This is a genomic window from Streptomyces sp. ME02-8801-2C (assembly GCF_033793965.1).
In the GTDB taxonomy this organism is placed as follows: Bacteria; Actinomycetota; Actinomycetes; order Streptomycetales; family Streptomycetaceae; genus Streptomyces.
Genome location: NZ_JARAXP010000004.1, coordinates 821,823 through 846,389 on the forward strand (window position 1 = coordinate 821,823; position 24,567 = coordinate 846,389).

25 protein-coding genes are annotated in these 24,567 nt (G+C 70.3%); 12 read left to right on the top strand and 13 right to left on the bottom strand.

The genetic code is table 11. The features are described 5' to 3' along the window. Nucleotides 1–10: 10 nt before the first annotated feature. Nucleotides 11–3,010: a helix-turn-helix transcriptional regulator gene (locus PV396_RS16885; protein ID WP_319205367.1), complete on the bottom strand. Its 3,000-nt coding sequence runs from the start codon at nt 3,008–3,010 to the stop codon at nt 11–13. A 327-nt stretch (nt 3,011–3,337) separates the two neighbouring features. On the opposite strand from PV396_RS16885, the gene PV396_RS16890 reads away from it, so the two are divergent. Further along, nucleotides 3,338–3,952, top strand: a complete 615-nt coding sequence (locus PV396_RS16890) for a helix-turn-helix transcriptional regulator (protein ID WP_319205579.1) — start codon at nt 3,338–3,340, stop codon at nt 3,950–3,952. Here the strand turns inward: PV396_RS16890 and PV396_RS16895 are convergent. Beyond that, nucleotides 3,943–4,281, bottom strand: a complete 339-nt coding sequence (locus PV396_RS16895; RefSeq protein WP_319205369.1) for a MazG-like family protein — start codon at nt 4,279–4,281, stop codon at nt 3,943–3,945. The genes PV396_RS16890 and PV396_RS16895 overlap by 10 nt on opposite strands. Nucleotides 4,282–4,351: 70 nt before the next feature. Further along, nucleotides 4,352–4,903, bottom strand: a complete 552-nt coding sequence (locus PV396_RS16900) for a DoxX family membrane protein (RefSeq protein ID WP_319205371.1) — start codon at nt 4,901–4,903, stop codon at nt 4,352–4,354. 101 nt (nt 4,904–5,004) lie between these two features. Between PV396_RS16900 and PV396_RS16905 the strand changes: the two genes are divergently transcribed. Both PV396_RS16905 and PV396_RS16910 read left to right on the top strand, forming a co-directional pair. After that, nucleotides 5,005–5,328 (top strand): nuclear transport factor 2 family protein, encoded by a 324-nt coding sequence (locus PV396_RS16905; protein WP_319205373.1) that lies wholly within the window; start codon nt 5,005–5,007, stop codon nt 5,326–5,328. A gap of 128 nt (nt 5,329–5,456) precedes the next feature. Next, nucleotides 5,457–6,485 carry an aldo/keto reductase gene (locus PV396_RS16910; protein WP_319205581.1) on the top strand — a complete coding sequence of 343 codons (1,029 nt, stop codon included), beginning with the start codon at nt 5,457–5,459 and terminating at the stop codon, nt 6,483–6,485. Nucleotides 6,486–6,792: 307 nt separating this feature from the next. On the opposite strand, the gene PV396_RS16915 is transcribed toward PV396_RS16910, so the two are convergent. Next, nucleotides 6,793–7,587, bottom strand: a complete 795-nt coding sequence (locus tag PV396_RS16915; protein ID WP_319205375.1) for an SDR family oxidoreductase — start codon at nt 7,585–7,587, stop codon at nt 6,793–6,795. Next, entirely contained in the window at nt 7,584–8,588 is a 1,005-nt protein-coding gene (locus PV396_RS16920) for a Gfo/Idh/MocA family oxidoreductase (RefSeq protein ID WP_319205377.1), read from the bottom strand. Before PV396_RS16920 ends, PV396_RS16915 begins: the two co-directional genes overlap by 4 nt. A gap of 120 nt (nt 8,589–8,708) precedes the next feature. Here PV396_RS16920 and PV396_RS16925 point away from each other — a divergent pair, with 120 nt between their 5' ends. Together PV396_RS16925 and PV396_RS16930 are read left to right on the top strand one after the other, a co-directional pair. After that, complete coding sequence (locus PV396_RS16925) at nt 8,709–10,031, top strand: multidrug effflux MFS transporter (protein WP_319205379.1); 1,323 nt, start codon at nt 8,709–8,711, stop codon at nt 10,029–10,031. Beyond that, entirely contained in the window at nt 9,983–11,167 is a 1,185-nt protein-coding gene (locus PV396_RS16930) for a serine hydrolase domain-containing protein (protein ID WP_319205381.1), read from the top strand. Before PV396_RS16925 ends, PV396_RS16930 begins: the two co-directional genes overlap by 49 nt. An 18-nt stretch (nt 11,168–11,185) precedes the next feature. On the opposite strand, the gene PV396_RS16935 is transcribed toward PV396_RS16930, so the two are convergent. Beyond that, nucleotides 11,186–11,923: a class I SAM-dependent methyltransferase gene (locus tag PV396_RS16935; RefSeq protein WP_319205383.1), complete on the bottom strand. Its 738-nt coding sequence runs from the start codon at nt 11,921–11,923 to the stop codon at nt 11,186–11,188. Between the two features lie 69 nt (nt 11,924–11,992). Beyond that, nucleotides 11,993–12,757, bottom strand: coding sequence for a helix-turn-helix domain-containing protein (locus PV396_RS16940; RefSeq protein WP_319205385.1), 765 nt, complete (start codon nt 12,755–12,757; stop codon nt 11,993–11,995). An 86-nt stretch (nt 12,758–12,843) separates the two neighbouring features. Here PV396_RS16940 and PV396_RS16945 point away from each other — a divergent pair, with 86 nt between their 5' ends. The 5 genes from PV396_RS16945 to PV396_RS16965 all read left to right on the top strand — a co-directional run bounded on the left by PV396_RS16945 (nt 12,844) and on the right by PV396_RS16965 (nt 17,419). Next, nucleotides 12,844–13,818, top strand: coding sequence for an LLM class flavin-dependent oxidoreductase (locus PV396_RS16945; RefSeq protein ID WP_319205387.1), 975 nt, complete (start codon nt 12,844–12,846; stop codon nt 13,816–13,818). A 325-nt stretch (nt 13,819–14,143) separates the two neighbouring features. Further along, entirely contained in the window at nt 14,144–14,812 is a 669-nt protein-coding gene (locus tag PV396_RS16950; RefSeq protein ID WP_319205389.1) for a hypothetical protein, read from the top strand. Nucleotides 14,813–15,233: 421 nt separating this feature from the next. Further along, nucleotides 15,234–15,800: a Uma2 family endonuclease gene (locus tag PV396_RS16955; protein ID WP_319205391.1), complete on the top strand. Its 567-nt coding sequence runs from the start codon at nt 15,234–15,236 to the stop codon at nt 15,798–15,800. A gap of 140 nt (nt 15,801–15,940) precedes the next feature. After that, the gene (locus tag PV396_RS16960; RefSeq protein WP_319205393.1) at nt 15,941–16,948 is read left to right on the top strand and encodes a small ribosomal subunit Rsm22 family protein; all 1,008 of its coding nucleotides are present in this window, start codon (nt 15,941–15,943) and stop codon (nt 16,946–16,948) included. Between the two features lie 63 nt (nt 16,949–17,011). Then, nucleotides 17,012–17,419, top strand: a complete 408-nt coding sequence (locus tag PV396_RS16965; protein ID WP_319205395.1) for an NUDIX domain-containing protein — start codon at nt 17,012–17,014, stop codon at nt 17,417–17,419. A 24-nt stretch (nt 17,420–17,443) separates the two neighbouring features. On the opposite strand, the gene PV396_RS16970 is transcribed toward PV396_RS16965, so the two are convergent. Together PV396_RS16970 and PV396_RS16975 are read right to left on the bottom strand one after the other, a co-directional pair. Further along, the gene (locus PV396_RS16970; protein ID WP_319205397.1) at nt 17,444–17,866 is read right to left on the bottom strand and encodes a cytidine deaminase; all 423 of its coding nucleotides are present in this window, start codon (nt 17,864–17,866) and stop codon (nt 17,444–17,446) included. 162 nt (nt 17,867–18,028) lie between these two features. Beyond that, complete coding sequence (locus PV396_RS16975) at nt 18,029–18,280, bottom strand: DUF6243 family protein (RefSeq protein ID WP_319205399.1); 252 nt, start codon at nt 18,278–18,280, stop codon at nt 18,029–18,031. A gap of 102 nt (nt 18,281–18,382) precedes the next feature. Between PV396_RS16975 and PV396_RS16980 the strand changes: the two genes are divergently transcribed. Both PV396_RS16980 and PV396_RS16985 read left to right on the top strand, forming a co-directional pair. Next, nucleotides 18,383–19,039 carry a TetR/AcrR family transcriptional regulator gene (locus tag PV396_RS16980; protein WP_319205402.1) on the top strand — a complete coding sequence of 219 codons (657 nt, stop codon included), beginning with the start codon at nt 18,383–18,385 and terminating at the stop codon, nt 19,037–19,039. 180 nt (nt 19,040–19,219) lie between these two features. Beyond that, nucleotides 19,220–19,969 (top strand): bifunctional DNA primase/polymerase, encoded by a 750-nt coding sequence (locus PV396_RS16985; protein ID WP_319205404.1) that lies wholly within the window; start codon nt 19,220–19,222, stop codon nt 19,967–19,969. A gap of 22 nt (nt 19,970–19,991) precedes the next feature. On the opposite strand, the gene PV396_RS16990 is transcribed toward PV396_RS16985, so the two are convergent. Genes PV396_RS16990 through efeO form a run of 4 tightly spaced genes read right to left on the bottom strand, consistent with a single transcriptional unit; the run spans nt 19,992 to nt 24,390 of the window. Then, on the bottom strand, nt 19,992–21,044 hold the full coding sequence (locus tag PV396_RS16990; RefSeq protein ID WP_416071411.1) for a hypothetical protein: 1,053 nt from the start codon (nt 21,042–21,044) through the stop codon (nt 19,992–19,994). Then, on the bottom strand, nt 20,992–21,876 hold the full coding sequence (gene efeU, locus PV396_RS16995) for an iron uptake transporter permease EfeU (RefSeq protein ID WP_319205408.1): 885 nt from the start codon (nt 21,874–21,876) through the stop codon (nt 20,992–20,994). The genes PV396_RS16990 and efeU overlap by 53 nt, the downstream gene beginning before the upstream one ends. Nucleotides 21,877–21,878: 2 nt before the next feature. Beyond that, nucleotides 21,879–23,234, bottom strand: coding sequence for an iron uptake transporter deferrochelatase/peroxidase subunit (gene efeB / locus PV396_RS17000; RefSeq protein WP_319205410.1), 1,356 nt, complete (start codon nt 23,232–23,234; stop codon nt 21,879–21,881). 16 nt (nt 23,235–23,250) lie between these two features. Further along, nucleotides 23,251–24,390 (bottom strand): iron uptake system protein EfeO, encoded by a 1,140-nt coding sequence (gene efeO, locus PV396_RS17005; protein WP_319205412.1) that lies wholly within the window; start codon nt 24,388–24,390, stop codon nt 23,251–23,253. Between the last annotated feature and the right edge of the window lie 177 nt (nt 24,391–24,567).

The window sequence follows — 24,567 nt, forward strand, 5'->3', positions numbered from 1 at the left end:
GCTGCTCCTGTCATCCCGTTCTGCGGACATCGGGCACGTGGGGTACATGGGGCACACGGGGTACATGGGGTACATGGGGTACGCCGACTACGCCGTGAACACCGTGTTCCCGGGGAGCCCGGTTCAGCGCCGCCGTCAGTTCTCCCCTCCTCCTGATGCCCAACTTGCGGTAGGTGCTGGTGAGATGGGTCTCCACCGTGCGGCGGGCCACGTGCAGCAGTTCCGTGATCTCCGTGTTCGTGCGGCCCCCTGCCGCGAGTTCGGCTATGCGGCGTTCGCTCGCCGTCAGTGTCGTCGTCGTGCGGCGGGCGCCGCCCTCGCGGAGGGACTCGTTGGCGGTGGCGTACAGGCGTACCGCGCCCAGGCGTTCGGCGCGTTCGGCCGCCTCGCGGAGCGACTTGCGGGCTCGGGTGCCTTCGCCGCCAACGGCCAGTTGGCGGCCCCGGGCGATCAGGGCCGGGATCAGCTCCGTTTCGACGGAGGCCTCGCGCAGGACTCGTACCGCCTCGTCGATCAGGTCCAGGCCGTGACGGCCGCCAGTCGCCGTGCCCAGTACCCGTAGGGAACGGCCCAGCACACGGGGGGTGTGCCACACCCGGGCCAGTCGCAGGTCCTCCTCCGCCAGGGCGAGCGCCTCCCGGGGGCGGCCCAGGGCCAGTTGGCACTGGGCCGCGGCGGAACGCCAGGGGGTGACCACCGGGCTCAGTACGTCCCGGGCGGACTGGCGGCGCCCGCACTCCAGGAAGTCGCCGAGGGCGCCGGCCGGGTCACCGGAGGCGGCGCGCACCACACCGCGGGCGTACAGGAAACGGTTCAACTCCCAGGAGTCGTGCGCCTCTCGGAGGTCGAAGGCGTCGGCGAACCGACCGGCCTCCTCGATGCGGTCGGTCTCGACGAGTGCGAGCAGGACGTGCGCCGCCGCGTTCGTCGGACCGGTGCCGGCTCCAGTGCCAGCGCCGGCGCCGGCACTGCCCTCGCCAGGACCCGCGGTCCGCCACTCCAGCCCGGACCGCCCCCCGTCGGCCGCCCCCGCCCCCTCCCTCCGCCACGGCTCCGGGTCGTTCAGCAGCCGTCCGTAGTCCCCGCGGGCCGCGGCTATGTCGGCGCGTACGTTCAGCAGGGCCTCGTGCATCGGGTGGAGCAGGGTGGGGCGTTGGAGGGTGAGGCCTCGGTCGGTCAGGCGTTCGGCCTCGTCGAGTTCGTCGGCCCATTGGGCCACCGCCGCCGCCGTACCGAGGAGGAAGGGTTCGGCCAGGTGGCCGACCGGCTCCGCCAGCAGCGCGCGTACCTGCTCCATGGCGGCGTCCGCCGAGGTCAGGCCCGCTGTCGCCTCGTACCGTACGAGGAGGGCCTGGCCGGCGGGGCCCAGTGCCCGGGGTGAGTGTCCGGCAGTGTCGCGCAGGCGGCGGTACATCTCGTCGCGGGTCGTCTGATCGTGGTCGGCGAGGAGCGCGGAGGCCGTCTGGACCGTGTGGAGGAGATCGGGGTGGTCCGTCAACTGGCCGTCCAGGTTGCGGAGCAGGGTCACCGCCGCGCGCGCCTCGCCGCGCCTGGCCAGCGCCGTACCCAGTGCCATCGCCGCCCGTACGCGGTACTGCGGCAGGCCCGGCAGACGCATCGCCTCCGTGAGGTGGGGGATGCCCGCCGAGGAACGTACGGCGGCGAACTCCAGCGACCCCAGCTCGGTCAGCACCTCGGCCCGGCGGGCCGGCGTCATCGGCTCGGTCAGCGCCCGGCGCAGCAGGACCACCGCGTCGTCGGTACGGTCGTCGCGTACCGCGCCGGTGGCCGCGTCGAGCAGGGCGTCCGTCGCCCACACCTCGTCCACCGTGCCCGACCGCAGGAGGTGCCCGGCGACCGCCTCGGTCGGGTCGCCGCGGCGCACCATCGCCTCGGCCGCCGCCCGGTGCGCGGCCTGTCGGCCGGCGGCTGGCCAGCCCGCGAGGACGGCGTCCCTGAGCAGGGGGTGGGCATAGCGGGGCAGCCCGTCCGCGTCGTGACGCAGCAGGCCCAGCCGGGTCATGGCGGTCAGCCAGCCCCGTACCCGCGACGGATCGGCGCCGGTCGACTCGGCGGTCTCGGTGAACAACTCGACGTCGGCGCCCTCCGCCGGCTCCTCCAGCGCGGCGAGCACGCGCGCCGCGTCGGACGTCGCCGCCCCGGCGCAGTCCAGCCACCAGGACACCGCCGCCGGATACGCGCCCGGATACAGCGCGGCGCATGTCTCCGGGAGCGCGTCGGGTGCACCGGTGGCGGCGTTCAGGTCCTCGAGGAGGGCGCGCAGAAGCAGCGGGTTGCCCGCGCCCGCCCGTACACAGTCCGCCACCCACTGCGGTGAGTACTCCGACTGCTCCGGCTTCCGCACGTACTTAGGCGCGTCGCCGACCGCCGAACGCACCAGCTCCGTCGCCGCGTCGAGGCTCAGCGGGGCGAGGGTGTGGGTGCGTACGAGGGTGGGGGAGAGGGTGTGGACCAGGCCGGTGTACGGCGTGTCCACGTCGTACTGGCTGCGCTCCGTCACCAGCAGGAGTATCGGTAAGTGGTCCACCCTGCGCGCCGCCTCGATCAGCCAGCACCGCGAGTTCTCGTCCGCGAGGTGTACGTCGTCCACGGCCACCAGCACCGGCCCCTCGGCCGCGTACGCGCACAGCGACCGCCAGAGCCGGGCGGCCGGCGGGAGGTCCTCCGGGCGGTCGACGGCGTCAGTGGTCGAGCCCATCGAGCTGTCGCGCTGGGCCGGGACGGTCAACTTCCGTACGGGTGCCAGCAGTTGCTCTACGGCGGGAAGGTGGGCGCCGGTCTCGCCGCCGTGGGGGGAGCAGCGGACCCGCAGCACGCGCATGCCGTTGGCCTCCGCGTCCTCGGTGGCGGCCTCCAGGAGTGCGGTGCGGCCGGTGCCGGTGGCCCCACGCAGCAGGACCAGGCGGCCGGTGCCCGCACGGGCGCGTTCGGCCTCGGCGGCGACCAGGTCCAGCGCCTCCCCGCGCTCGTACAGCGATTCGGACAGCATGCCCGCCTCCTCTCGTGGGTACCGTCACTTGGTCTTAGAAGGCCGAACTCCCGAATAGGTTGAAGCGATCCGCGAGAATCTCGTGGTGCGTCTCGTGGTGGTCCACGATTGTGCGCTTCCCCTGGGCCACAGAAGGGTTTGTCGTGCACGTCCGCCACCGGCTTGCTCGCAGGTGGTGGCATCTGACCCTGGGGGCAGTCCTTGCGCAGCACGACAATTCGCACCACGGGCCCCGGCACAGGCCCCGGCACAGGCCCGGGCACAGGCTCCGGCACTGGTACCGGGGCCAGGGCCGCCGGTACCGGGCCCGCCGACACCGGCCGCCGTATACCCGTCGCCGTGCACGCGGCCGACCCGATCTCCCGCGCCGGCGCGATCAGTCAGCTCCGTCAGCATCCGGTGGTCGAACTCCGGGACGAGAAGGACAGCGGCCCCGGCGTCGTGGCCCTGCTGGTCAGCGAGACCCTCGACGACGGGACGCTGTCACGGCTGCGCCGGCTCGTCCGCAGCGAGGGCGCCAAGGCCGTTCTCGTGGTCGGCGTACTGCGCGAGAACGAGCTCCTGGACGTCATCGAGTGCGGCGTCGGAGCCATCGTCTGGCGCCACGAGGCCACTGGACACCGGCTGGCACAGGCCGTACTCGCCGCCTCCCGCGGTGACGGCGACCTGCCCTCCGACCTGCTCGGACGGCTCATCAGCCAGGTGGGAACCCTGCACCGCACGGCGGTCGGCCAGCCCGGTGCGCCCACCTCGGGGCTCGCACCGCGCGAGGTCGACGTCCTGCGCCTCGTCGCCGAGGGACTCGACACGGGGGAGATCGCGGGCAAGCTGTCCTACTCCGAGCGCACGGTCAAGAACGTGATGCACGGGCTCACCACCCGGCTGCATCTGCGCAATCGGGCGCATGCCGTGGCCTATGCCCTGCGCGAGGGCTACATCTGACCGGACCTCGGACGGGTGAGCGAGCGTTCCCTGACCCGTTCCAGATGGGTCGTGAAGACCTCCTGGGCATCCGGGGTCAGGGTGCGCAGGGCCACCATCGCCGTGAGGACGACGTCGCACAGCTCCGCCTGGACGTCGTCCCACGTGTGGGTGGTTCCCTTGCGCGGGTTCTGCCCGGTCGCGCCGATCACCGCCTGAGCGACCTCGCCGACCTCCTCGGTCAGCTTCAGCATGCGCAGCAGCAGGCCCTCGCGGCCGGGGTGCGTCTCGTTGGCGTCCAGCCAGGTCCAGAGGTCGTCGATCGTTGCCCAGACGTCTTCATCGGCCATGGGAGAAGCCTCCCACGCGACCTCGACGTCCAGAGACACTCCGTATCTCCGTATCTCCGTAATCTTCGTGCTAGTCGAACAGGGGATCCTGCGTGCCCTGTTCACGCTCCCGCACCCGCCGGTAGCGCGCCCCCACGACCACCGCCGTGACCGCGGCCGTGCCAGCGAGGGCCGCCGGGACCATCCAGCCGCGGTCGAGTACGTGGCCCAGCGCGTGGTCGAGGGAGAGTCGGCCCGGGCCCGTCACCGCGAGGCCGGCCGCGGCGAGGCCCAGGGTCGCCGCGTACTCGTAGCCGCCCTCCGCGTTGAAGAAGCCGTTGGGCGCGTGCACGGCGGCGGCGCCCGCCATCGCGCCGGCCGCCGCAGCGCCGGCCCCCGGAGTCGCGAGGCCCAGCGCGAGCAGCGCGCCGCCGCCCGTCTCCGCGAGGCCCGACGCCGTGGCGCTGGCCTTTCCTGGCGCGTAGCCGACGGACTCCATGAAGGCGCCGGTGCCTTCGATGCCGTGGCCGCCGAACCACCCGAAGAGCTTCTGCGCGCCGTGCGCCGCCAGCACCCCGCCCGTCCCCAGACGGAGCAGCAGCAGTCCCAGATCACGCCGGCCGTATCGGTCGTTACAGGTCATGCCTCCACCGTCCCACCGATCGGCCGTGCCGCACCCGCCCGTGCGGGTACGAGCCGCCGTTCGGGTGGCGGGTGCCCGGAGGCGGTGCCAGTGTGACCGGCATGACGATTCAGACCGCCAAGCTCAGCGACCCAGCCGTCCGGGCCTTCGTCAACGCCGTGAACGCACACGACCGCGAGGCTTTCCAGGCCGTCCTGGCACCCGACGCGACCATGTCCGACGACGGCGCCGACCGTGACCTCGCCGACTGGACCGAGCGCGAGATCTTCTCCTCCCACGGCCACATGAACGTGGCCAACGAGTCGCGGGGAGGCCGCGTCCTCGTCGCCAACTACAGCAACGACACGTGGGGCGAGATGCGCACGAAGTGGAGCTTCACGGTCGACGACGGCCGCATCCTGCGCTTCGAGACGGGCCAGGCCTGAGGCCCGCACAGCCTGCCGCGCGCCTCGTTGCCCACCCCTCTGCCGGAATCCCCTTGCGCTGAAGTGCGCTCCAACTCCTAGTGTCCTGACCCATGGAGACCACGGAGAGCACGGCGACCACGGAGACCATGGACAGCACGGCGACCACGGACAGCACCGGCACGGCCCAGCCCGTCGCGAACCGGACTCTGGGCCGCAGCGGCATCGAGGTGAGCCCTCTCGGCTTCGGCTGCTGGGCCATCGGCGGAGAGTGGGGCGCCCCGGACGGGCAGCCCCTCGGCTGGGGAAAGGTCGACGACGACGAGTCCGTACGGGCGATCCGGCGCGCCCTCGACCTGGGCGTCACGTTCTTCGACACGGCGGACGTGTACGGCACCGGACACAGCGAGCGCGTTCTCGGCCGGGCCCTCGGCAAGCGCCGTTCGGATGTCGTGGTCGCCACGAAGTGGGGCAACCTCTTCGACGAGCGGACGCGGATCGCGGACGGCCAGGACGACAGCCCCGAGCACGTCCGCCGCGCCCTCACCGCCTCCCTCGCCCGACTCGGCACCGACTACGTCGATCTGTACCAACTGCACCTGTCGGACGGTGACTTGGACGCGGCTGCCCAACTGCGCGAGGTCTGTGAGGAGTTGGTCGCCGAAGGGCTCATCCGCGCCTACGCCTGGAGCACGGACGATCCTGACCGTGCCGCTCTCTTCGCCCAGGGGGCGCACTGCGCCGCCGTGCAGCACCGTCTCAACGTCATCCAGGACGCGCCCGAAATGCTCGCGCTCTGCGAGGAGTTGGAGCTCGCCAGCATCAACCGCAGTCCGCTCGCCATGGGGCTGCTGACGGGGAAGCGGTCCGCCGGACAGGTCCTCGACGCCGGTGACATCCGTAACGCGCCGCCCGCCTGGCTGCCGGGCTTCACGGCCGGCGCGGGTGTCGACCCGGCGTGGCTGGCGCGCGTCGACGGGCTCCGTTCCGTCCTCACCAGCGGCGGCCGTACGCTCGCCCAGGGCGCCCTCGGCTGGTTGTGGGCGCGCAGCCCCCGTACCGTCCCCATCCCCGGATTCCGGTCCGTCGCGCAGGCCGAGGAGAACGCCGGCGCGATCGCGAAGGGCCCGCTCAGCGCGGGGCAGTTGGCCGAGGTCGAGGACTTGCTCGGGCGGTGAACGGCCCTCCGGGTACTACTCTCGGACAAGTCGTCCGTGTGCCGGAGCACACGACAGCCGCTCCATGACCCGGTGCGCATCTCGCGGTCCCACGCGAGATCCACCCCCACCCGGATGTGCCATGGAGCGGCTGTCGCCTTCCCCCCTCGGTGTGGTCCGTTGTGTGTTACCGGAACCTCAGAGCATCAAGTGTGAAGCTCTGATGGAGAAGGCGTGTTGAGCATATGCCCGCGACCGGCCCGAACGCTACGGATGAATCAATTCCGCTTGTGCAGGTTGAGGCTTCGAATGCGTGCGCGAGGTCTCGTCAGCCGCGCCCCACGTAGGGCATCGCGGTCGCCAGAACCGTGGCGAACTGCACATTTGCCTCCAACGGCAGCTCCGCCATGTGCCGCACGGTGCGCGCCACGTCCGACACGTCCATGACGGGCTCCGGTGCCATCTGCCCGTTCGCCTGCAGGGCGCCGGTTTGCATTCGCGCGGTCATGTCCGTCGCCGCGTTGCCGATGTCGATCTGCGAGACCGCGATGCGGTACGGCCGTCCGTCCAGGGCCAGCGCCTTGGTCAGGCCCGTCAGCGCGTGCTTGGTCGCGGTGTAAGGCGCGGAGTGCGGCCGAGGCGTGTGCGCGGAGATCGACCCGTTGTTGATGATCCGGCCGCCCTGCGGATCCTGCTCCTTCATCTGCCGGTACGCCGCCTGCGCGCACAGGAACGCCCCGTTGAGGTTGGTGTCCACGACGTGCCGCCACGCCTCGTACGCCAGATCCTCGACCGGCACCCCGCCGGGCCCGAAGGTCCCCGCGTTGTTGAACAGCAGATCGAGCCGCCCGAACCGCTCACGCACGGCCGCGAACAGGGCGGCCACGTCGTCGGGTTGGGACACGTCGGCCCGGACGACGAGCGGGGTGCCGACGGACGGGCTCTCGTCCTCGGGGGCGCCCTCGCGTGTACCCCCGGTCGCGAGTGCCGCCGTCTCCTCCAGTCGCTCGGTACGGCGTCCGGTGAGCGCCACCGACCAGCCCGCGCCGAGCAGTTCGAGGGCGACGGCCCGCCCGATACCGGAACCGGCGCCGGTGACGACCGCGACCCTGCCCTCGCTCATGCGAGGGCCTCGCCGGGGTAGCGGACGCCGATCTGCTCCCGGATGGTGTCCATCGTCCGCATCACGGCGAGGGTGCCGTCGAGCGGGACGAGCGGCGACTCGGTCTCGCCGGCCCGCAGGGCGCGCATCACCTCGGTGGCCTCGTGGCGGAAGCTGTTGCGGGCGCCGTGGTCCGGGGCGGCGGCGAACTCCTCGGGGGCGCGGCCGTCGCGGTGCAGCACGAACCGGTCCGCGAAGAAGAACCCGTCGGGTACGTCGATGCGGCCCTTGGAGCCGGTGACGGACGCGCCGATGGACGTACCGCCGACGATGGAGCAGTGCACTGCGGCGAGAGCGCCGCTCTCCCAGGAGAGCAGTGCTCCCGTCTGGAGATCGACGTTCTCCTCGGAGAGCACCGCTCTCGCCGAGATGCCGTCGGGCTCCCCGAGCAGCAGATGCGCGAACGACACCGGGTAGACGCCCAGGTCGAGCAGTGCCCCGCCACCCTGCGCCGGGTCCCGCAGCCGGTGCGAGGGCGGGAAGGGCCCCTCGAGACCGAAGTCGGCCTGTATGGTCCGCACCTCACCGATCGCCCCGTCCTCGACCAGCGCCTTCAGCCGCCGCACGACCGGGTTGCAGTACGTCCACATGCCCTCCATCAGGAAGGCGCCGCGCTCCTTCGCCAGCGCGACCAGCTCCTCCGCCTCCCGCACGTTCAGCGTGAACGCCTTCTCGCACAGCACGTTCCGCCCGGCCTCGAGGCACAGACCGGCGGCGGCCCGGTGCGCCGAGTGCGGAGTGGCGACGTACACCACGTCCACGTCCGCGTCCTCGGCCAGCGACGCCCAGTCGCCGTAGGCACGGGGGATGCCGAACCGCTCCGCGAACGCCTTCGCGGAGGCCTCGGACCGCGAGGCGACCGCGACGAGCTCCGCGTCCGGCAGATCCACCAGATCCGCGGCCATCGCGGCCGCGATGCCTCCCGTGGCCAGAATTCCCCACCGCACGCGCTCAGCCGACATGCCAGCCCCTAGCTATTTCCGTGACGTTTGTTACCTCGAACACGCTGTACGAACGGAATGGACGAACCGCCTGTACGAGCTGAGAGCATAGGTGGCGGATTACTGGATAAGGGAGGGCGCATGCCCGAGCGTGGCCGAACCACGTGGGACGAGAAGAGTTCCCAGGCAGAGATACCGAAGGACAGCCCCGACCCCACCCCCGGCCCCACCCCCGCCCGCTCCCTCCGCCGTACCGGTCTCCTCGTCACCTTCGTCCTCGGCGGGCTGACGGCGACGCCCCCGCTGGCGATGGACATGTACCTCCCGTCGCTCCCCGAGGTCACCACCTCCCTGCACGCGCCCGCCGCGAGCGTCCAGCTGACCCTGACCGCCTGCCTGGCGGGCATGGCCCTCGGGCAGCTCCTGATCGGCCCGATGAGTGACCGCTGGGGCCGCAGGCGCCCCCTCCTGGCGGGCCTGGCGGTGTACGTCGTGGCCACCGTCCTGTGCGGGATCGCGCCCAGCCTGGAGTTCCTGGTTGCCTTCCGCCTGGTCCAGGGACTCGCCGGCTCGGCCGGGATCGTCATCGCCCGGGCGGTCGTACGGGACCTGTACGACGGCGTGGCCATGGCCCGCTTCTTCTCCTCCCTCATGCTGATCTCGGGGGTCGCCCCGATCGTCGCGCCGCTCATCGGCGGCCAGATCCTGCGCGTCACGGACTGGCGGGGCGTGTTCGCCGTCCTCACGGTGGTCGGGATCGCGCTCGCGGTGCTGGTCTTCTTCCGCCTCCCCGAGACCCTCGACCCGGCCGACCGGCACAGCGGCGGAGTCGGCGAGGCGCTCCGCTCCATGCGCGTCCTCCTCGCGGACCGCGTCTTCACCGGTTACGTCCTCGCGGGCGGCTTCGCCTTCGCGGCCCTGTTCGCGTACATCGCCGCGTCCCCGTTCGTGATCCAGGAGATCTACGGCGCCTCCCCGCAGACGTTCAGCCTGCTGTTCGGCGTCAACTCGGTCGGCCTCGTCATCGTCGGCCAGATCAACGGCAAGGTCCTGGTCGGCCGGGTGTCGATGGACAAGGTGCTGGCGGTCGGCCTCGCGGTCATCACCGTCTCGGCGACGGCGCTGCTGCTGATGGCGACGGGCGTGTTCGGCGAGGCGGGCCTGTTCCCGGTGGCCGCCGCGCTCTTCGTCCTGATGTCGGCGATGGGCCTGGCGATGCCCAACACCCAGACGCTCGCACTGATGCGCACGCGCCACTCGGCGGGCGCCGCGTCCGCGCTGCTGGGCACCACCTCCTTCCTGATCGGCGCGGTCGCCTCCCCGCTGGTGGGCATCGCCGGGGAGGAGACGGCCGTCCCGATGGCGGTCGTCCAACTGGCCGCAGCACTGGTGGCGGTCGGCTGCTTCGTGGGACTGTGCCGTCCTCGGAACAGACGTACGGCCCCGGAGGGAGCGGAGAGCTGAGCGCCGCACCGAAACTGCGCGTCGACACCCCCGAACGGGCCGGCCTCGACCCCGAGGAGATGCGCCACCTCGTCACCGAGGTGCACGCCCTCACGACCGGCGAGCGCCCCTGGGCACCGGCCGCGGTCGTGGTCGTCGGGCGCGGCCCGGTGATCGCGGTGGAGGCGGCGGCGGGCTGGGCGGTGCGGTACGCGTCGTACGACGAGCGCACGGACACCGGAGTGGAACTCCCGGCCGCGGCACGAATCCCGGCAACGACGTCGACCCCCTTCGACCTCGCCTCCCTCACGAAACTGTTCACCGCGATCGCTGCGGTGCAGCAACTGGAACGCGGCACGCTGGACATGGACGCCCAAGTGGCCGCGTATCTACCGGACTTCACAGCGGCGGCCCAACACGGCATCACCGTACGGCAGTTGCTGACCCACACCTCGGGCCTGCGCCCCGAACTCCCCCTGTACGACTGCCCGGACGACGCGGCACGCCGAGCGCTGCTACGGGCGGAGGCGCCCTCGTCCGCACCGGGCCGGTACCGCTACTCCGACCTGAACATGCTGCTCCTCCAGTACGTCCTGGAGCGCGTCACGGGCCGCACCCTGGACGTCCTGATCGCCGAGGGCGTCACGGGCCCCCTCGGTATGACGGCGACCCGCTTCGGCCCCTGCCCCGACGCGGCGGCGACCGAGGACCAGCGCAGACCATGGGCCAAGACGGAACGCGGGATGGTACGGGGCGAGGTCCACGACGAGAACGCGTGGGCGCTGGGCGGGGTGGCGGGCCACGCGGGTCTGTTCTCGACGGCCCGCGACCTGGCGATCCTCTGCCGCTGCCTGCTCACGGGCGGCGCGTACGGCCCGGCCCGCATCCTGGGCCAGGACCACGTGGAGCTGCTGCTGGCCCCGCCGGGGCTGGGCTTCGCCGTCGACCAGCCGTGGTTCATGGGGCAGTTGGCGGGGAGCGGAGCGGCCGGCCACACGGGGTTCACGGGCACGTCCCTCGTCCTGGACAGGGCCACCAACACCTTCGCCGTGCTGCTGGCCAACACGGTTCACCCGAAACGGAGTTGGGGGAGCGTGGGCAACGGCCCCCGGGTGGCGGTGGGGGACCGGGTGGCCAGGGCGCTGAGGGGGAGATGAGGGACGTCACGGCTGCGCTCACCCAGGCCGCCGCGCCACGAACACGAACTCCCGGCCAGGACGGTCGGGTGCGTCACGAACCTCTCTCACTTCATAGCCCTGGGAGAGCAACTCCGCCTCGACTTCCTCCCGTTCACGGAATCGCAGCGTCGAGTCGGAGGTCAGCACCTCGCCGTCCGCCGCGAACACGTAGGTCCAACGGAACGTCACGAGCAGGCCGTCGACCTGGTCGATCCCGGTCACCTCGACCCAGCTCTCGACGCCACCGACACCGGGCAGCTCCGTCACCCGGTACGAGGAACCACGGTTCCACTGCTCCCAGGCCCGCTTCGACGGGTCCCGGGTCTCGAAGACGAGGTGTCCGCCCGGCCGGAGGGCAGCGTGAACGCCCCGCAGGGTGAGCTGCCAGGCGTGCGGGTCGGTGATCTCCTGGGCGGCGTTGGCGGTCATCGTCGCGAGGTCCACCTGAAGGGGCGGCAGGGCGGTCCCGTCCCCGTGGACCCAGCGGACGCGCCCGGCACCGGGCTTGGCCCGGGCGACCTCGAGCGAGGCACGCGCCGGATCGACCCCGACCACGTCGACCCCTCGACGCGCGAGCAACAGCGCGAACACACCGGTGCCACAGCCGAGGTCGAGGACGCGGCGGGCCTGGAACTCCGCAACGAGATCGACGTAGGCGTCGAGGTCGGAGCGGTCGCGGTCGAGGGGGTCGTAGATGGCGGCCAGGCGGGGGTGCTGGAAGCATTCGTCGGGCATGGGGGCGAATGTAGCGGGGCTGGGGGCGGTGGGCCTCGGTTGCGTACTGCGCCGCAGTCGTTTCCCGGGCTACTGACCAAGGGCGGCGTAAGTCATTGCCCCGGCGGCCGCTGAGAGAGCCTCGGCAGTCGCCGGGTCGGCCGGCAGGAACGCCTCCAGCTTCAGTTCGGCAAGCGTCACGTCGACGGCGGTGGCGAAGGTCGTCACAGTCGTCATAAGGCGCAGCTCACCGTAGGAGGACCGCAGGCGGAGGGGCACCGCGAAACCGAGTTGCCCGGCGGACGGCTCCAAATCGGGAACGTACCCGGTGAGTTCGGCGTGCAACTCCTCCAGGTTGCCGAGGCGCACCAAGATGTGGCGCGCCCATTCGGCGAGGTTGAGGATACGGGGGGCCAAGCCGTCGGGATGCAGCGCAAGGCGGTAGATGTTCGTGCCCGGACCCACCAGCTCGGCAGCCGCCCCCTCGGTGATCAGGTCGAATGCGGCGTTCGCGGCGATCAGGTCACCGCCCCGGTCCACGACGAGCGCCGGATACGGCAGATGCCCGCGGAGGATGTGGTCGATCGCCGTGCGTACGGGGGCCAGCAACGGATCGTCCAGTGAGCTCTCCGGGTAGGCGGGCGCGTACCCGGCGGCCAGCAGCAGCTCGTTGCGTTCCCGCAGGGGCAGTTCCAGCGACTCCGCCAGGCGCACGACCATGTTCCGGCCCGGGACGGACCTGCCGGATTCAATGAAGCTGAGGTAGCGCTGGGTGGTGCCCGCTCGCAGCGCCAGGTCGAGCTGACTGATATGACGGCGGGTGCGACGTTCACGAAGCGTACGAGGAAAGTCCACGGGCCTGTTGTAACCGCAGCGGAGGGTGCCGGGCCATTCCCCGCGGGGAATTGTCGCCACTCGGACCGGTCGTGAACATTGCCGGCATGGACATCGGTGTACTGCTTCCGACGGGAACCGCCCAGTGGGGCGCTGCCGACGACCCCCGCGAGCTGATTGCGTTCGGCCGGTGTGCCGAACGCTCGGGCTTCTCCTCGCTCTTCGCCAACGATTCCCTGATCAGCCCCCGCATCGAGGCGCTCACGATGCTGGCCGCACTCACGCCGGTGACCGAGACCGTGACGCTGGGCACAGCCGCACTGATGCCGTTCCTGCGTCGGCCGATCCAGGCCGCGCAGTCACTCGCGTCGATCGACGTGCTGTCCGGTGGCCGACTCACCGTGGCCGTCGGCGCGGGCTTCCCCGGCCGATTCGGGCGGCCCCTCTACACGCTGTCCGAGCTGCCGTGGGAGAGGCGCTTCGCCCGGCTGGACGAGACTGTCGCGCTGTGGCGGGCCCTGTGGGGCGGCGCCGACACCTTCCACGGCGAGATCCTCCGGTTCGACGACATCCCGCCCACGACCAGGCCGTCCCGTGCCGGCGGCCCACCCATCTGGCTCGGCGGCGCGACACCCGCGGCTCTGGCCCGCACCGGCCGACTGTACGACGGATGGCTGCCCTACCCGCCTGACCCCGCCGACTACGCTTCCGGCCTCCGCGACGTCCACGAAGCGGCGGCCGACGCCGGACGCGCGACCGAGGACATCGCCCCCGCACTGTTCGTCTCGGTACGCATCGACGAGGACATCGAGAGCGGCCGCCGGGCACTGGACGGCTACGCGCGGGCCACGTACGGAATGCCACTGGAGGAGCTGGAAAGGATTCAGGCAGTTGTCACCGGCTCCGCAGACCAGGTGCTTGAGCAGCTGGGACGGTACGTCGCCGCCGGCGCTCGGCACATCGTCGCCCGCCTCGGTGCCCTGGACCTGCACTCCCAGCGCAACCAGCTCGAACGTGTCGCAGACCTGATCCCTGCTGTCCAGGGGGCGGCTCACGCTTCCACTTTTCAACCCCAGGGTTGAATGCTATTGGCGTCGGGTACGGTTCAGATCCGAATGGATTTCCGGTGGCTGGGTGGCCTTTGGTGTCCAGTGAGGCGTGAGTAAAACGGGGGAATGAATGGCGCAACCTGTTCAGTGGGGACGCCTGGGTTTTACGGTGGGCGCTACCTCCCTGTCCTTCGGGCTGAGCATTTGGATAGTCCACGCTGCGCCGTTCGGTTGGCTTCCGGACACACCCGCCGAGCGCTGGCTTGTCGCCACCGCTTTCGCAACGGTCGTTGCCACCGCTGTGTTAACGGCAACCAGCCTCGGCTCAGGAACCGCTCCCGCACGGGCAGGCAGAGGTGTGACCCAGCGTGCTGCGAACGTCGAGGATTCCGCAGTTAGCCAGTCCGTTCACGGAATGAATGAAGGTGGGCAGAATGCCGAAGGCGTAATTAGGAGCACTATTCATCAGAATCAGAAGCAGGAACAGCTGGGGATCTGGGCTGCGGTAGTCCTGCTTGCTGCGCTGGCCGTTGTGCTGATAGTGGTACTGAACGCCAGAGAGCCTGATGCGGATCGCGGCTCCAATGGGCCATTTCCGGTTCCGGCCCCATCGGAAGTCACCGCGACCGGAGTGGGCCCTACGACGATCAAGAGTCTCCCGTCTGGACCTCCGGACAGCATCAGGCGAACCCAAAAGGACATTCACATCGCCAAGCTGAACGGGATCGACCTGGATGCTACTGAAGCGGAAGCGAAGGACTGGCGGTACAGCCCCGGGAGCGATCAGGACGATCACGATTTCACCTATTCGGATAACTCCAATATTATCGCCTTCAGTGTGATCGTTCCCGGCGCAACCAAGAAGTCGGATTGTGGCGTTACAGGGTACGCGAATAGTATCGGTAAAAGCGAAATCAGCCGCGGCGCTGTCATCTGTGTCAAGACGACTCAGAAGAGAATTGCCCGCATCGAAGTCCGCGATGTCGATGGAGAGCGGCTCGTTATCGACGTGATGGTCTGGAACTGACTTGTGGACTTGCGGATAACGCGAGGCGTCGGCCTTTCAAGTGGCTGTCGAGACTCCGTTGTCGCTCCCTCCGCGATCGGAGAAGCCTGTCCCATTCATCTTCCATACGCCGACTTGCTTCGACGCGCAGCGCTGATCTAGTGAAGGGTCTCGGCCCAGGACGATGTCCTGATTGGCGCCGGCCGCCTCTCTTCGGCGCGTCCTGCCAGACGGTGCACCGCCACTTCACTACGCGTCCAAGGCCCGGGTACGGGTTCCAGCTGAACCGCCTGGTGCTCGACCGACTTGCTGCCAAAGGCGAGTTGGTCTGGTGCGCGACCGACTCGGTCAGTCAGCCGGCGGGCACTCCCGCTTCGCGCGGGAACAGTACGCTGATGCCAGCGGGATCAGGCCCGCCTGACGGGTGTCCGGGAGGAGCGTCATGACTGCCGAGACGGTGGCCCCTGCGTGGATGCATGAGCAGATCACGGCGGAGCAGTACGACTCCTGGTCCGAGGAGCAGTGTGCGGGGATCGAGATCGTGGACGGCATGGTTGTCGTGAGTCCCAGCGCGTCCAAGCGGCACAATCGCCTTGCTCGGATCCTGGCGAACGCGTTGGATGCCGCGGCCGGACCGGACTGGAATGCCGATACCGACTTCGACGTCCGCCTCCAGGACGTGCCACTCACCAGCCGCCGCCCGGACGTCGTGGTCTATCGGGCGGACACCATCGACGTCACACCCACTCGCCCCGAGCATGTGCTGTTGGTGGCCGAGGTCGTCTCGCCGGGATCGGAGACCACTGACCGGATCGTGAAAGTGGACCAGTACGCCAAGGCCGGAATCGCCTTCTACTGGCGGATCGAGCAGGCCGCCACGGGCGTTCCGCTGATCTACACCTACGTCCTCGACCCGGCGACAGACCGTTACCGGACCGGCGACATGTTCACCGGCGTCGTCAAGGCTTCCGCTCCCTTCACGGTGGAGATCGACCTCGGCCGGCTCTGACTCGCGCCAAGGCCGTCACCGGCACGACCCTCGTCCCGGCGAAGCCAAGCACACGCAGCTTGCCGACAACCCGTTTTGCACCGCTCACAGCCGTCCCGAGGGAAAATCAACCCCCTCCCTCCCACCTCTGGAATCACCCCGTGAACACCCCCGTTTCCCCCGCCGACGCCCTGCGCGCCTCCCTCGCCGGTCTGCTCGACGGGCTGCCGCCCAAGGTGGCCGCGCAGGCGGTCGAGCGGCTGATCGTCAACTACCGGGGGCGGACGCCGACCGACGTGCCCGTGCTGCGGGACCGGTCGGACGTGGCCGCGTACGCCGCCTACCGGATGCCGGCCACCTTTGAGGCCGTGTGCTCCGCGTTGGACGCCTTTGCCCGGGCCGCGCCCGGCTGGGTGCCCGGGAGCCATGTCGACGTCGGGGGCGGGACAGGCGCCGCGACCTGGGCGGTCAACGCCGTGTGGGCGGGCGCGCGGCCGGTGACCGTGCTGGACTGGGCCGAGCCGGCGCTCGCGCTGGGGCGGGAGATCGCCGCCGCCAACCCGGAGCTGAAGGGTGCGGAGTGGCAGCGCTCTCGGATCGGAGCGGCGCTCAAAATCGAGAGCACTGATCTCGTCACCATCTCGTACGTGCTGGGCGAACTGACGGACGCCGACCGCACCTCGGTGATCGACGCGGCGGCCGGCGCCGCCCAGGCCGTCGTCGTCATCGAACCCGGCACCCCCGACGGCTACCTCCGCGTCATCGAGGCCCGCGAGAAGCTGGTGCGCGCCGGGTTCCACATCGCGGCCCCCTGCCCCCATAGTTCCGCCTGCCCGATCGTCCGGGGTGAGGACTGGTGCCACTTCTCCGCCCGGGTCAGCCGCTCCTCCCTCCACCGCAAGGTCAAGGGCGGCTCCCTCCCGTACGAGGACGAGAAGTTCAGCTACGTCGCCGCCACCCGCTTCCCGGTCACCCCGGCCCCCGCCCGTGTCGTACGCAGGCCGCAGATCCGCAAGGGGCAGGTGCTCCTGGACCTGTGCGAGACGGAGCCCTCGCTCGCCCGGACCACGGTCACGAAGCGGCACGGGGTTCTGTACCGGGCCGCCCGCGACATCGACTGGGGGGACGCCTGGCCGCCGCCGGAGGCGGTGGAGGACGACAGGTCCTGACCAGGCAGCCGGCCGGCCCTTGTCGCGGCTCTGGGACGGGGCGCGGGTGGGTAGAGCTCGGGGATGGGAGAGAGCGAAGGCGTTCCGGAGAAGGTGGCCTGGGTTCTGCTGCGTGACGGGCGGGTGCTGGTGACCCGTAACCGAGGAATCGATCTCTTCTACTTCCCGGGCGGGAAGCGGGAGCCCGGGGAGTCCGATGCCGAGACCCTGGCGCGCGAGATCGACGAAGAACTCCGGTCCCGAGTGGACACGGCCACGATGGAGCACGTCGGCACCTTCGAGACCCGGAGGGGCGGCGCCGGCCGCACGGACTTCCGGATGATCTGCTACACCGCCGAGTACACCGGTCCGCTGCTTCCCTCGAGGGAGATCGCCGAGTCGGACTGGTTCGGCTACGGCGATCGCGCGCGGGTCTCGGCAGTGGACCAGCTGGTGTTCGACGCGCTCCATACCTCTGGCCGACTGCCCTGAGGGGCAGGCTCACAGACCGTACGCCTATTCGGCGTCGAGCTGGTGGTCGGCCCAGACATAGCTCACGGGAAGCAGGTCGGTGATGCGCACGGCGCGGACGTGGTCTCCCGTGCCGACGATGACCTTGAGGGCGGGGAAGTAGTCGAGGAGAACCTGACGGCATCGGCCGCACGGTGGCACGACTCCCCGGTCGCGGTCGCCCACCGCGACGATCGTGTCCAGGTCGTAGGCGCCCTGCGCCGCTGCCGTGCCGATGAGGACCAGTTCGGCGCAGGGGCCTCCGGTGAAGTGGTAGGCATTCACCGCTGTGACGATCCGGCCGTCCGGGGTGCGGGCCGCCGCCGCCATCGTGTGGTTGTCGCCCCGGCACCGGGTGCGCGCGATGTGCGCCGCGGCCTCGATGAGTTCGTGGTCGACGGGGAGGGTTTTCTGGTTCTGCGCGGTCATCGTCTTGTCTCTGCCTTCGTTCAGGTGTCAGCAGACGTTGACCCCGGTGAGGCGGGCGCGCAAGTGGATTTCGGGCGAGTCGGGGGCGGGGGTGTGGCCCAGGGCACCGCCCGGAGTCACAGGGTGGTGCCCGGCGCCAGCAGGGCAATCGCGCGGGGCTGTCTACGCGCCGTCCTCCGCGCCCGTGGCCTTCGTGCCCTTCACCTCCGCGCCCCCTGCCTCCCCGCTCCCTGCCTCCGTGGCCTCCTCCTCCGTCCGTTTCTGCTGCAACTTGCGCAGCAGCTCCCGTTTCTGGGCCTGCGGGTCCGTTCCGCCGCCCACCTGCTTGCCCCGGCCGCCGCCGCGCAGCGCGCCCTTGCCCAGGTTGCTGCGGGTGCCGCCGACTCCGAGCATGTTTCCGCCGCCTCGCGCCATCGCGCATCTCTCCTAAAGTCTCACGATACGTATCGTCTCGTCTGATTCGCGTTCCACCTTGCGGCGAGACGCTCCGTCTTGTCAACCTGGTAAATTGCCGACATGGTCCAGAAGTCCACCCCGGCCACGCCGGGTCCCGCCAAGCCCGTCCCCGACTCCAGCCGCCGCAGCGAGAAGTCCCGGCGTGCCATCTACGAGGCCGCCCTCGCCCTCATCGGCGAGGTCGGGTACCAGAAGACGACCATCGAGGGCATCGCCGCCCGGGCCGGTGTCGGGAAGCAGACCATCTACCGGTGGTGGTCCTCCAAGGGGGACGTGCTCATGGAGGCCTTCGTCGATCTCAGCGAGCAGGCCGCCGAGGCCGCCGCACCCGGGCGGGCGTACGTCATCCCCGACACCGGAGACCTCGCCGCCGACCTCAAGACCGTCCTGCGCCTCACGGTCGACCAGCTGCTCGACCCGGTGTTCGCAGTCCCCTCCCGCGGCCTCGCCGCCGAAGGCCTGGTGAACGAGGAGCTCGGCCGGAGGTATGTCGCCAAGCTGCTCGAACCCTCCCTCCAGCTCTACGTCCAGCGACTGCGCGCCGCCCAGGAGGCGGGGCAGGTGCGAGCCGACATCGACCCCCGGATCGCCCTCGAACTCTTCGTCTCCCCGCTCGCCCAGCGCTGGCTCCAGTTCACCGGCCCCATCTCGTACGAGTACACGGACACCCTCGTCGACTACGCCCTGGGCGGGATCGCCGCACCCGGCAACAAGTGAGCTCAATATGGCCGAAAACCGTGGGTGGTAAATCCTGCTAATCGGATGGAAATCGGGTGATCGAACCCGCCGTGTGCCTCGTCCCACCTACCCCGGATGTCGGCTCCGGCCTCCCGCGGCGCAGGATGGTGGGACCATGGAGCAGGCTGTCCGCACAACAGCAGCGAGGCGAGGCGATACATGAGCGCGGAGTTCGACGGTCGTACGACGGGCCGGCAGGGCCGGATCTCCCAGTGGCTGCGTGGACGTCGAACGAATGACCGGGAGGACGCCGCCAACCGGGACGAGAGCAGGCGGCGTGAGGAACTGCTGCTCGCCGCCGCCCGTGCCGGACTGCCTCTCGCGCCCGCCGCACACCCCTCCGCCTACCGGTGTTCCTGTGACCGCGTCGGCTGTCCGACCCCCGCCCGGCACCCCATCTCCTTCGCCTGGCAGACCCAGTCCACCACCGACCGCGCCCAGATCGAGCGGTGGGCCAGGCACCAGCCGCAGGCCAACTTCATCACCGCGACCGGCATAGTCCACGACGTCCTCGACGTGCCCCTCGAAGCGGGCCGCGCGGCGCTGGAGCGGCTGCTCGGCGCCGGCATCGAGGTGGGGCCCGTCGCCGAGAGCGACGACGGACGGCTGCTGTTCTTCACCCTCACGCGCGGCACCCCCGACGACGAGGACGAGTGGTGGCCCTGCGAACTGGACTGCCACCCCGAGACCATGGACGAGCATCCGGGGCTGCGCTGGCACTGCCGGGGCTCCTATGTCCTCGTACCGCCCGCCCAGTTGCCCGGTGACCAGGGCGTCTACTGGGTACGCGGGCCGGAGTTCGCCCTGCCCGACCCGCTCAGCCTGCTCGAGGTACTCACCGACGCCTGCGCCCGGTACGCCGGCGAGGAGCCCGACCACGCCGCTGCGGCCTGGCCCCACCGAGGCTGAACCGCCGCCCGGCCGACCGGAGTCACTCTCCCTGTGCCGCCGTCAGACCCTGGATGCGGCTCAGGAACTCCACACCCTTGTCCGCGGCACCCCTGCCCGGGTCCAGCACCGCCTGGTTCGACACGAACTCCAGGGTCAGCGACTGCTTGATCTCGCCCGTCGTCAGCGCCAGCACACTGTTGCTCTGCGCCGGGATCGACGTGCCCTGGGCGGCCGTCTGCTTCTCGTAGTGGTGCGTGGCGAAGAAGACCAGCGCGCCGCCGTCCGCCGTACGCAGGCCCAGCGGGGCGAAGTCGCCCTTGCCGAGCGGCTCGTCGATGTACTGGGTGACGAGCCCGGGCTTGATGGCGCTCTTCTTGCGCTGCGCCACCCACGCGCTCGTGTGCACGCCGGGCGCGAAGACGTCGCCGCTGCCGTCCATGAGGAACGTCGCGTAGTCCTTGCTCAAGTCCTCGGGCGCGACGGCCAGTTCGGTCGAGTTCGCCGGCACCGGCTCGGCGAAACCGTCTTTGTCCGTCTTGAACGCCGGTACGTCGTCCGCGTCGAGAAGCGTCAGATACGCCACCGCCCACGGCTCGGCCACGTTGCTGCGCGTGAACACCAGCAGCCAGCGCGCGTCCTGGCCCTTGTTGGCGTCGGCGTTCGCGACGAACCAGCGCGGCCAGCCCGCCTTCTTCGGGATGGTGAACCGGGTGTCCGTGAACTCCAGGGGTACGTACGACGGGTTGCCGCTCGGGCTGATCTCGTGACCGGCGTCCAGCCGGGCGGCGTCGATCGCGCCGAGGGCGCCGGTGACGTAGTCGGCGTCCAGGCCACGGTCGTACGCCTTGTCCGCCTTGTTGTAGGCGGCCGTGAAGTCCTTCAGCGCCTCGGCGGCCTCCGTCGGGGTCGCCGCCGGGAGCACCTCGCGTTCGCCGTGCACCACGACACAGCCGCTCGCCGCCAGCGACAACACGGTCACCGAGGCCGCCGCGAGGGCGCTTCGCCGAAGCAGGCCGAGAGACGTACGCGGCGTAAGCGGCCTACGAGGCGTTTGTGGACTTCGTGGGCTGCGACCCCTGCTCACCCTGCTCATCAGCTGGCTTCACCTTCCCCTTCCCGGAGGCGAACCCTACCGGGGCCAGGAAGAGGGCGAGCGTCGGGACCAGGTACAGCGCCCACACCGTGACCTGGAGGACGGTCGGGTCCGGCTGGAAGTTCAGGACGCCCTTGAGGAGCGTGCCGTACCAGCTGTCCGGCGGGATCGTCTCGCTGATGTCGAAGGCCTTGTCCGTCAGGCCGGGCACGAGGTCGGCTTCCTGGAGGTCGTGGAAGCCGTAGGCGAGGACGCCCGCCGCGACGACGACCAGCATGCCGCCGGTCCAGGTGAAGAATTTGGACAGGTTGATGCGCAGGGCGCCCCGGTAGAACAGGTAGCCGAGCAGGACCGCCGTCGCGATGCCCAACAGCACGCCGATCAGGGGCCCTTCGGTGCCGTCACTGGACGCCCGCACCGACGCCCACACGAACAGCGCGGTCTCCAGGCCCTCCCGGCCCACCGCCAGGAACGCGGTCGCGACCAGTGCGCCCGTGCCCATCTGGAGGGCCGCGTCCAGCTTGCCGTGCAACTCCGCCTTCAGATGCCGGGCCGTACGCCGCATCCAGAAGACCATCCACGTGACCAGACCCACGGCGATGATCGACAGGGAGCCGCCGAGCGCCTCCTGCGCCTCGAACGTCAGCTCCTGGGAGCCGAATTCGAGCGCGCAGCCGAAGCCGAGGGCGAGGGTGACGGCGACCCCGATGCCGATCCAGATCGGCTTCAGGGCGTCACGGCGGTCCGTCTTCACCAGATAGGCGATGAGGATGCAGACGACGAGACTGGCTTCCAGGCCCTCGCGCAGACCGATCAGATAGTTCGCGAACACGGTCAGGCCTCCTGGGAAAACAGTGCTCGGCCCCACCAGTCGTCCTTGTCCCGGACGCCCGGCGGGATCGCGAAGACCGCCGAACCCACGTGCTGGATGTACTCGTTGAGCGCGTCCGTCGCGAGGTTGCGCTGCACGGGGATGAAACCCTTGCGGACGTCACGCATGTAGGCGAGGAAGAACAGTCCCGCTTCCAGGCGGCCGAGGCCGTCCGTGCCGTCCGTGAAGGAGTAGCCGCGGCGCAGCAGGGTCGCACCGTGGTTGGAGTCGGGGTGTGCGAGGCGCACGTGTGCGTCGGGCTTCATCGCCTTCAGGAACGGCTCGTCGCGCTCCTTGGCCTTGCCGACGGGGGCACCCTCACCCTTGTCGCGGCCGAAGATGTCCTCCTGCTCCTGCAACGAGGTCCGGTCCCAGGGCTCGATGTGCATCCGGATGCGCCGCGCGACGAGATACGAACCCCCTTCCATCCAGGCCGAGTTGTCGTCGACGTCCGCGCCGTCCACCCACACGAACTTCTTCAGCCGGTCCGTCTCGGTGCCCGCGATGTTGCGGGTGCCGTCCTTGAAGCCCAGCAGGTTGCGCGGGGTCTGCGCCTCGGGGGTCGTCGACGACGTCTTGCCGAAGCCGAGCTGCGACCAGCGCATCGACACCTTGCCGAAGCCGATCCGGGCCAGGTTGCGGATGGCGTGCACCGCGACCTGCGGATCGTCCGAGCAGGCCTGCACACACACATCGCCGCCGCTGCGGTTCCTGTCGAGGTTGTCGCCGGGGAACTGCGGCAGATCGACGAGCGCGTCCGGCCGCCGCTCCGTCAGGCCGAGCTTCTCGAACAGGCCGGGCCCGAACCCGATCGTCAGCGTCAGCCGCGACGGCTTGAGTCCCAGCGCCTCACCGGTGTCGTCCGGCGGCGCCTCGGCCAGACCGCCGTACGCGCCCTCGCCGACCGTGTGTCCGGCCGTCATCCGCCGGGCCGCCGCCGTCCAGTCCTTCAGCATCTGGACGAACTCGGCGCGGTCGTCCGTCTCCAGGTCGAACGCGGCGAAGTGCAGCCTGTCCTGCACCGGTGTCGCGATCCCGGCCTGGTTGGCGCCGTGGAAGGCGACGGCCCCGCCCGCGTCGGCGGCGACCGTCTGCACGTCGTCGCCGCCGCGGGTCATCGCCATGCCGGCCCCGGCCGCGGCGGCCCCGAGCGCGAGCCCGGCCCCGCCCCAGCCGATCAGGGCGCGCCGCGAGGTACCACCGCTCGCGCCGGCGGGGGCTTCAGCCGTCTCCGGCGTACCCGGCGTACCCGGCGTACCCGGTGTTCCCGTGGTTCCCGTGGTTTCCGTCGAGTCCGTCGAGTCCGTTGAGTCCGTCATGACAGTCGGTCCCCCTCTACTTCACGACGGCGGCGGCGAGCTTGGACAGGGGCTCGGCGAGCGCGTTCACCGCGTCGGAGAGCTCCTTGCGGTCGGCGGCGCCGACCTTGTCGTACGAGGTGAAGTCGTACGAGTTCTTGTCCGTGCGGTACTTGTCGAGCAGCGTGTTCAGGGCCGCGAACTGCTTGTCCAGCTCCGTGACCAGCGCCGCGTCGTTCTCCTTCGCGACGGGCTTCAGCAGCTCGTAGGACTGCTCGGCGCCCTCGACGTTGGCCTTGAAGTCGACGAGGTCGGTGTGCGAATAGCGCTCCTCCTCGCCGGTGACCTTGCCCGTGGCGACCTCGTCGAGGAGCTCCTTGGCGCCGTTGGCCATCGAGGTCGGGGTGATCTCCGCCGTGCCGACCCGCTTCTGCCAGTCCTTCAGGTTGGTGATCAGGTCGTCGGCGAGGGTCTTGTCCTCGGCGGTGATCTTCTTGTCCTCCCAGAGGGACTTCTCCAGGCGGTGCCAGCCGGTGAACTTCTGCCCGGCCTCCAGGCCGTCCGCGCGGACGTCGACCTTCGGGTCGATGTCACCGAAGGACTCGGCGACCGGCTCGGTGCGCTCCCAGCCGATACGGGAGGGCGCGTACGCCTTCTTCGCGGCCTCGAGGTCGCCGTCCTTGACCGCCTTGGCGAAGGTCTCGGCGAGCGGCAGCGTCGCGTCCGCCTGTTCCTGGGCGTACTTGCGGTAGGCGGCGACGGCCGCGTCCAGACGCGGGTCGCGCTTGGCGACCTTGCCGCCGGTGGCCTTGACGGCCTGCCGTATGCCGTCGCCCTTCATACCGGGCTTGCAGGCGATCGTGTAGTCGCCTGCCTTCACCTCGGCGGTCACCTTCTGCTTGGTGCCGGGGCCGATGTTCTCGCGCTCGGTGACGATCCGGTCGTCCGGGAAGAGGACGTAGACCTCGGTGACCTTGGAGCCCTTGTTCTCGATGGCCAGCTCGACGTGCCCGGCCGGGAACTCCTTCTTGGACACCTCGCACTTGTCGTCCGTCGCCGTGACGCTGATGACGTGGTCGCCGCTTGTGGAACTGCCCTTCTCCGTGCAGCCGGTGACGGCGGCCAGGGCCGCCGCGGTGGTGGCGGCGGTGACGAAGGAGAGTCTGACGGCTCGCATGCGGGCTCCTGGGTATCGCGAGAGGCGAATGGCGTTTGGCGAAAAAACGACGTGGCCGGGTTCACACAGGTTTGGTGAGGCGGCCCTAACTTACCTAAGGCTTGCCTCAGTGATACCCGGACAATCGGTGATTCACCTCTCATGAACGGTGAAGGGCACGCCCCGATCACGGCGGAT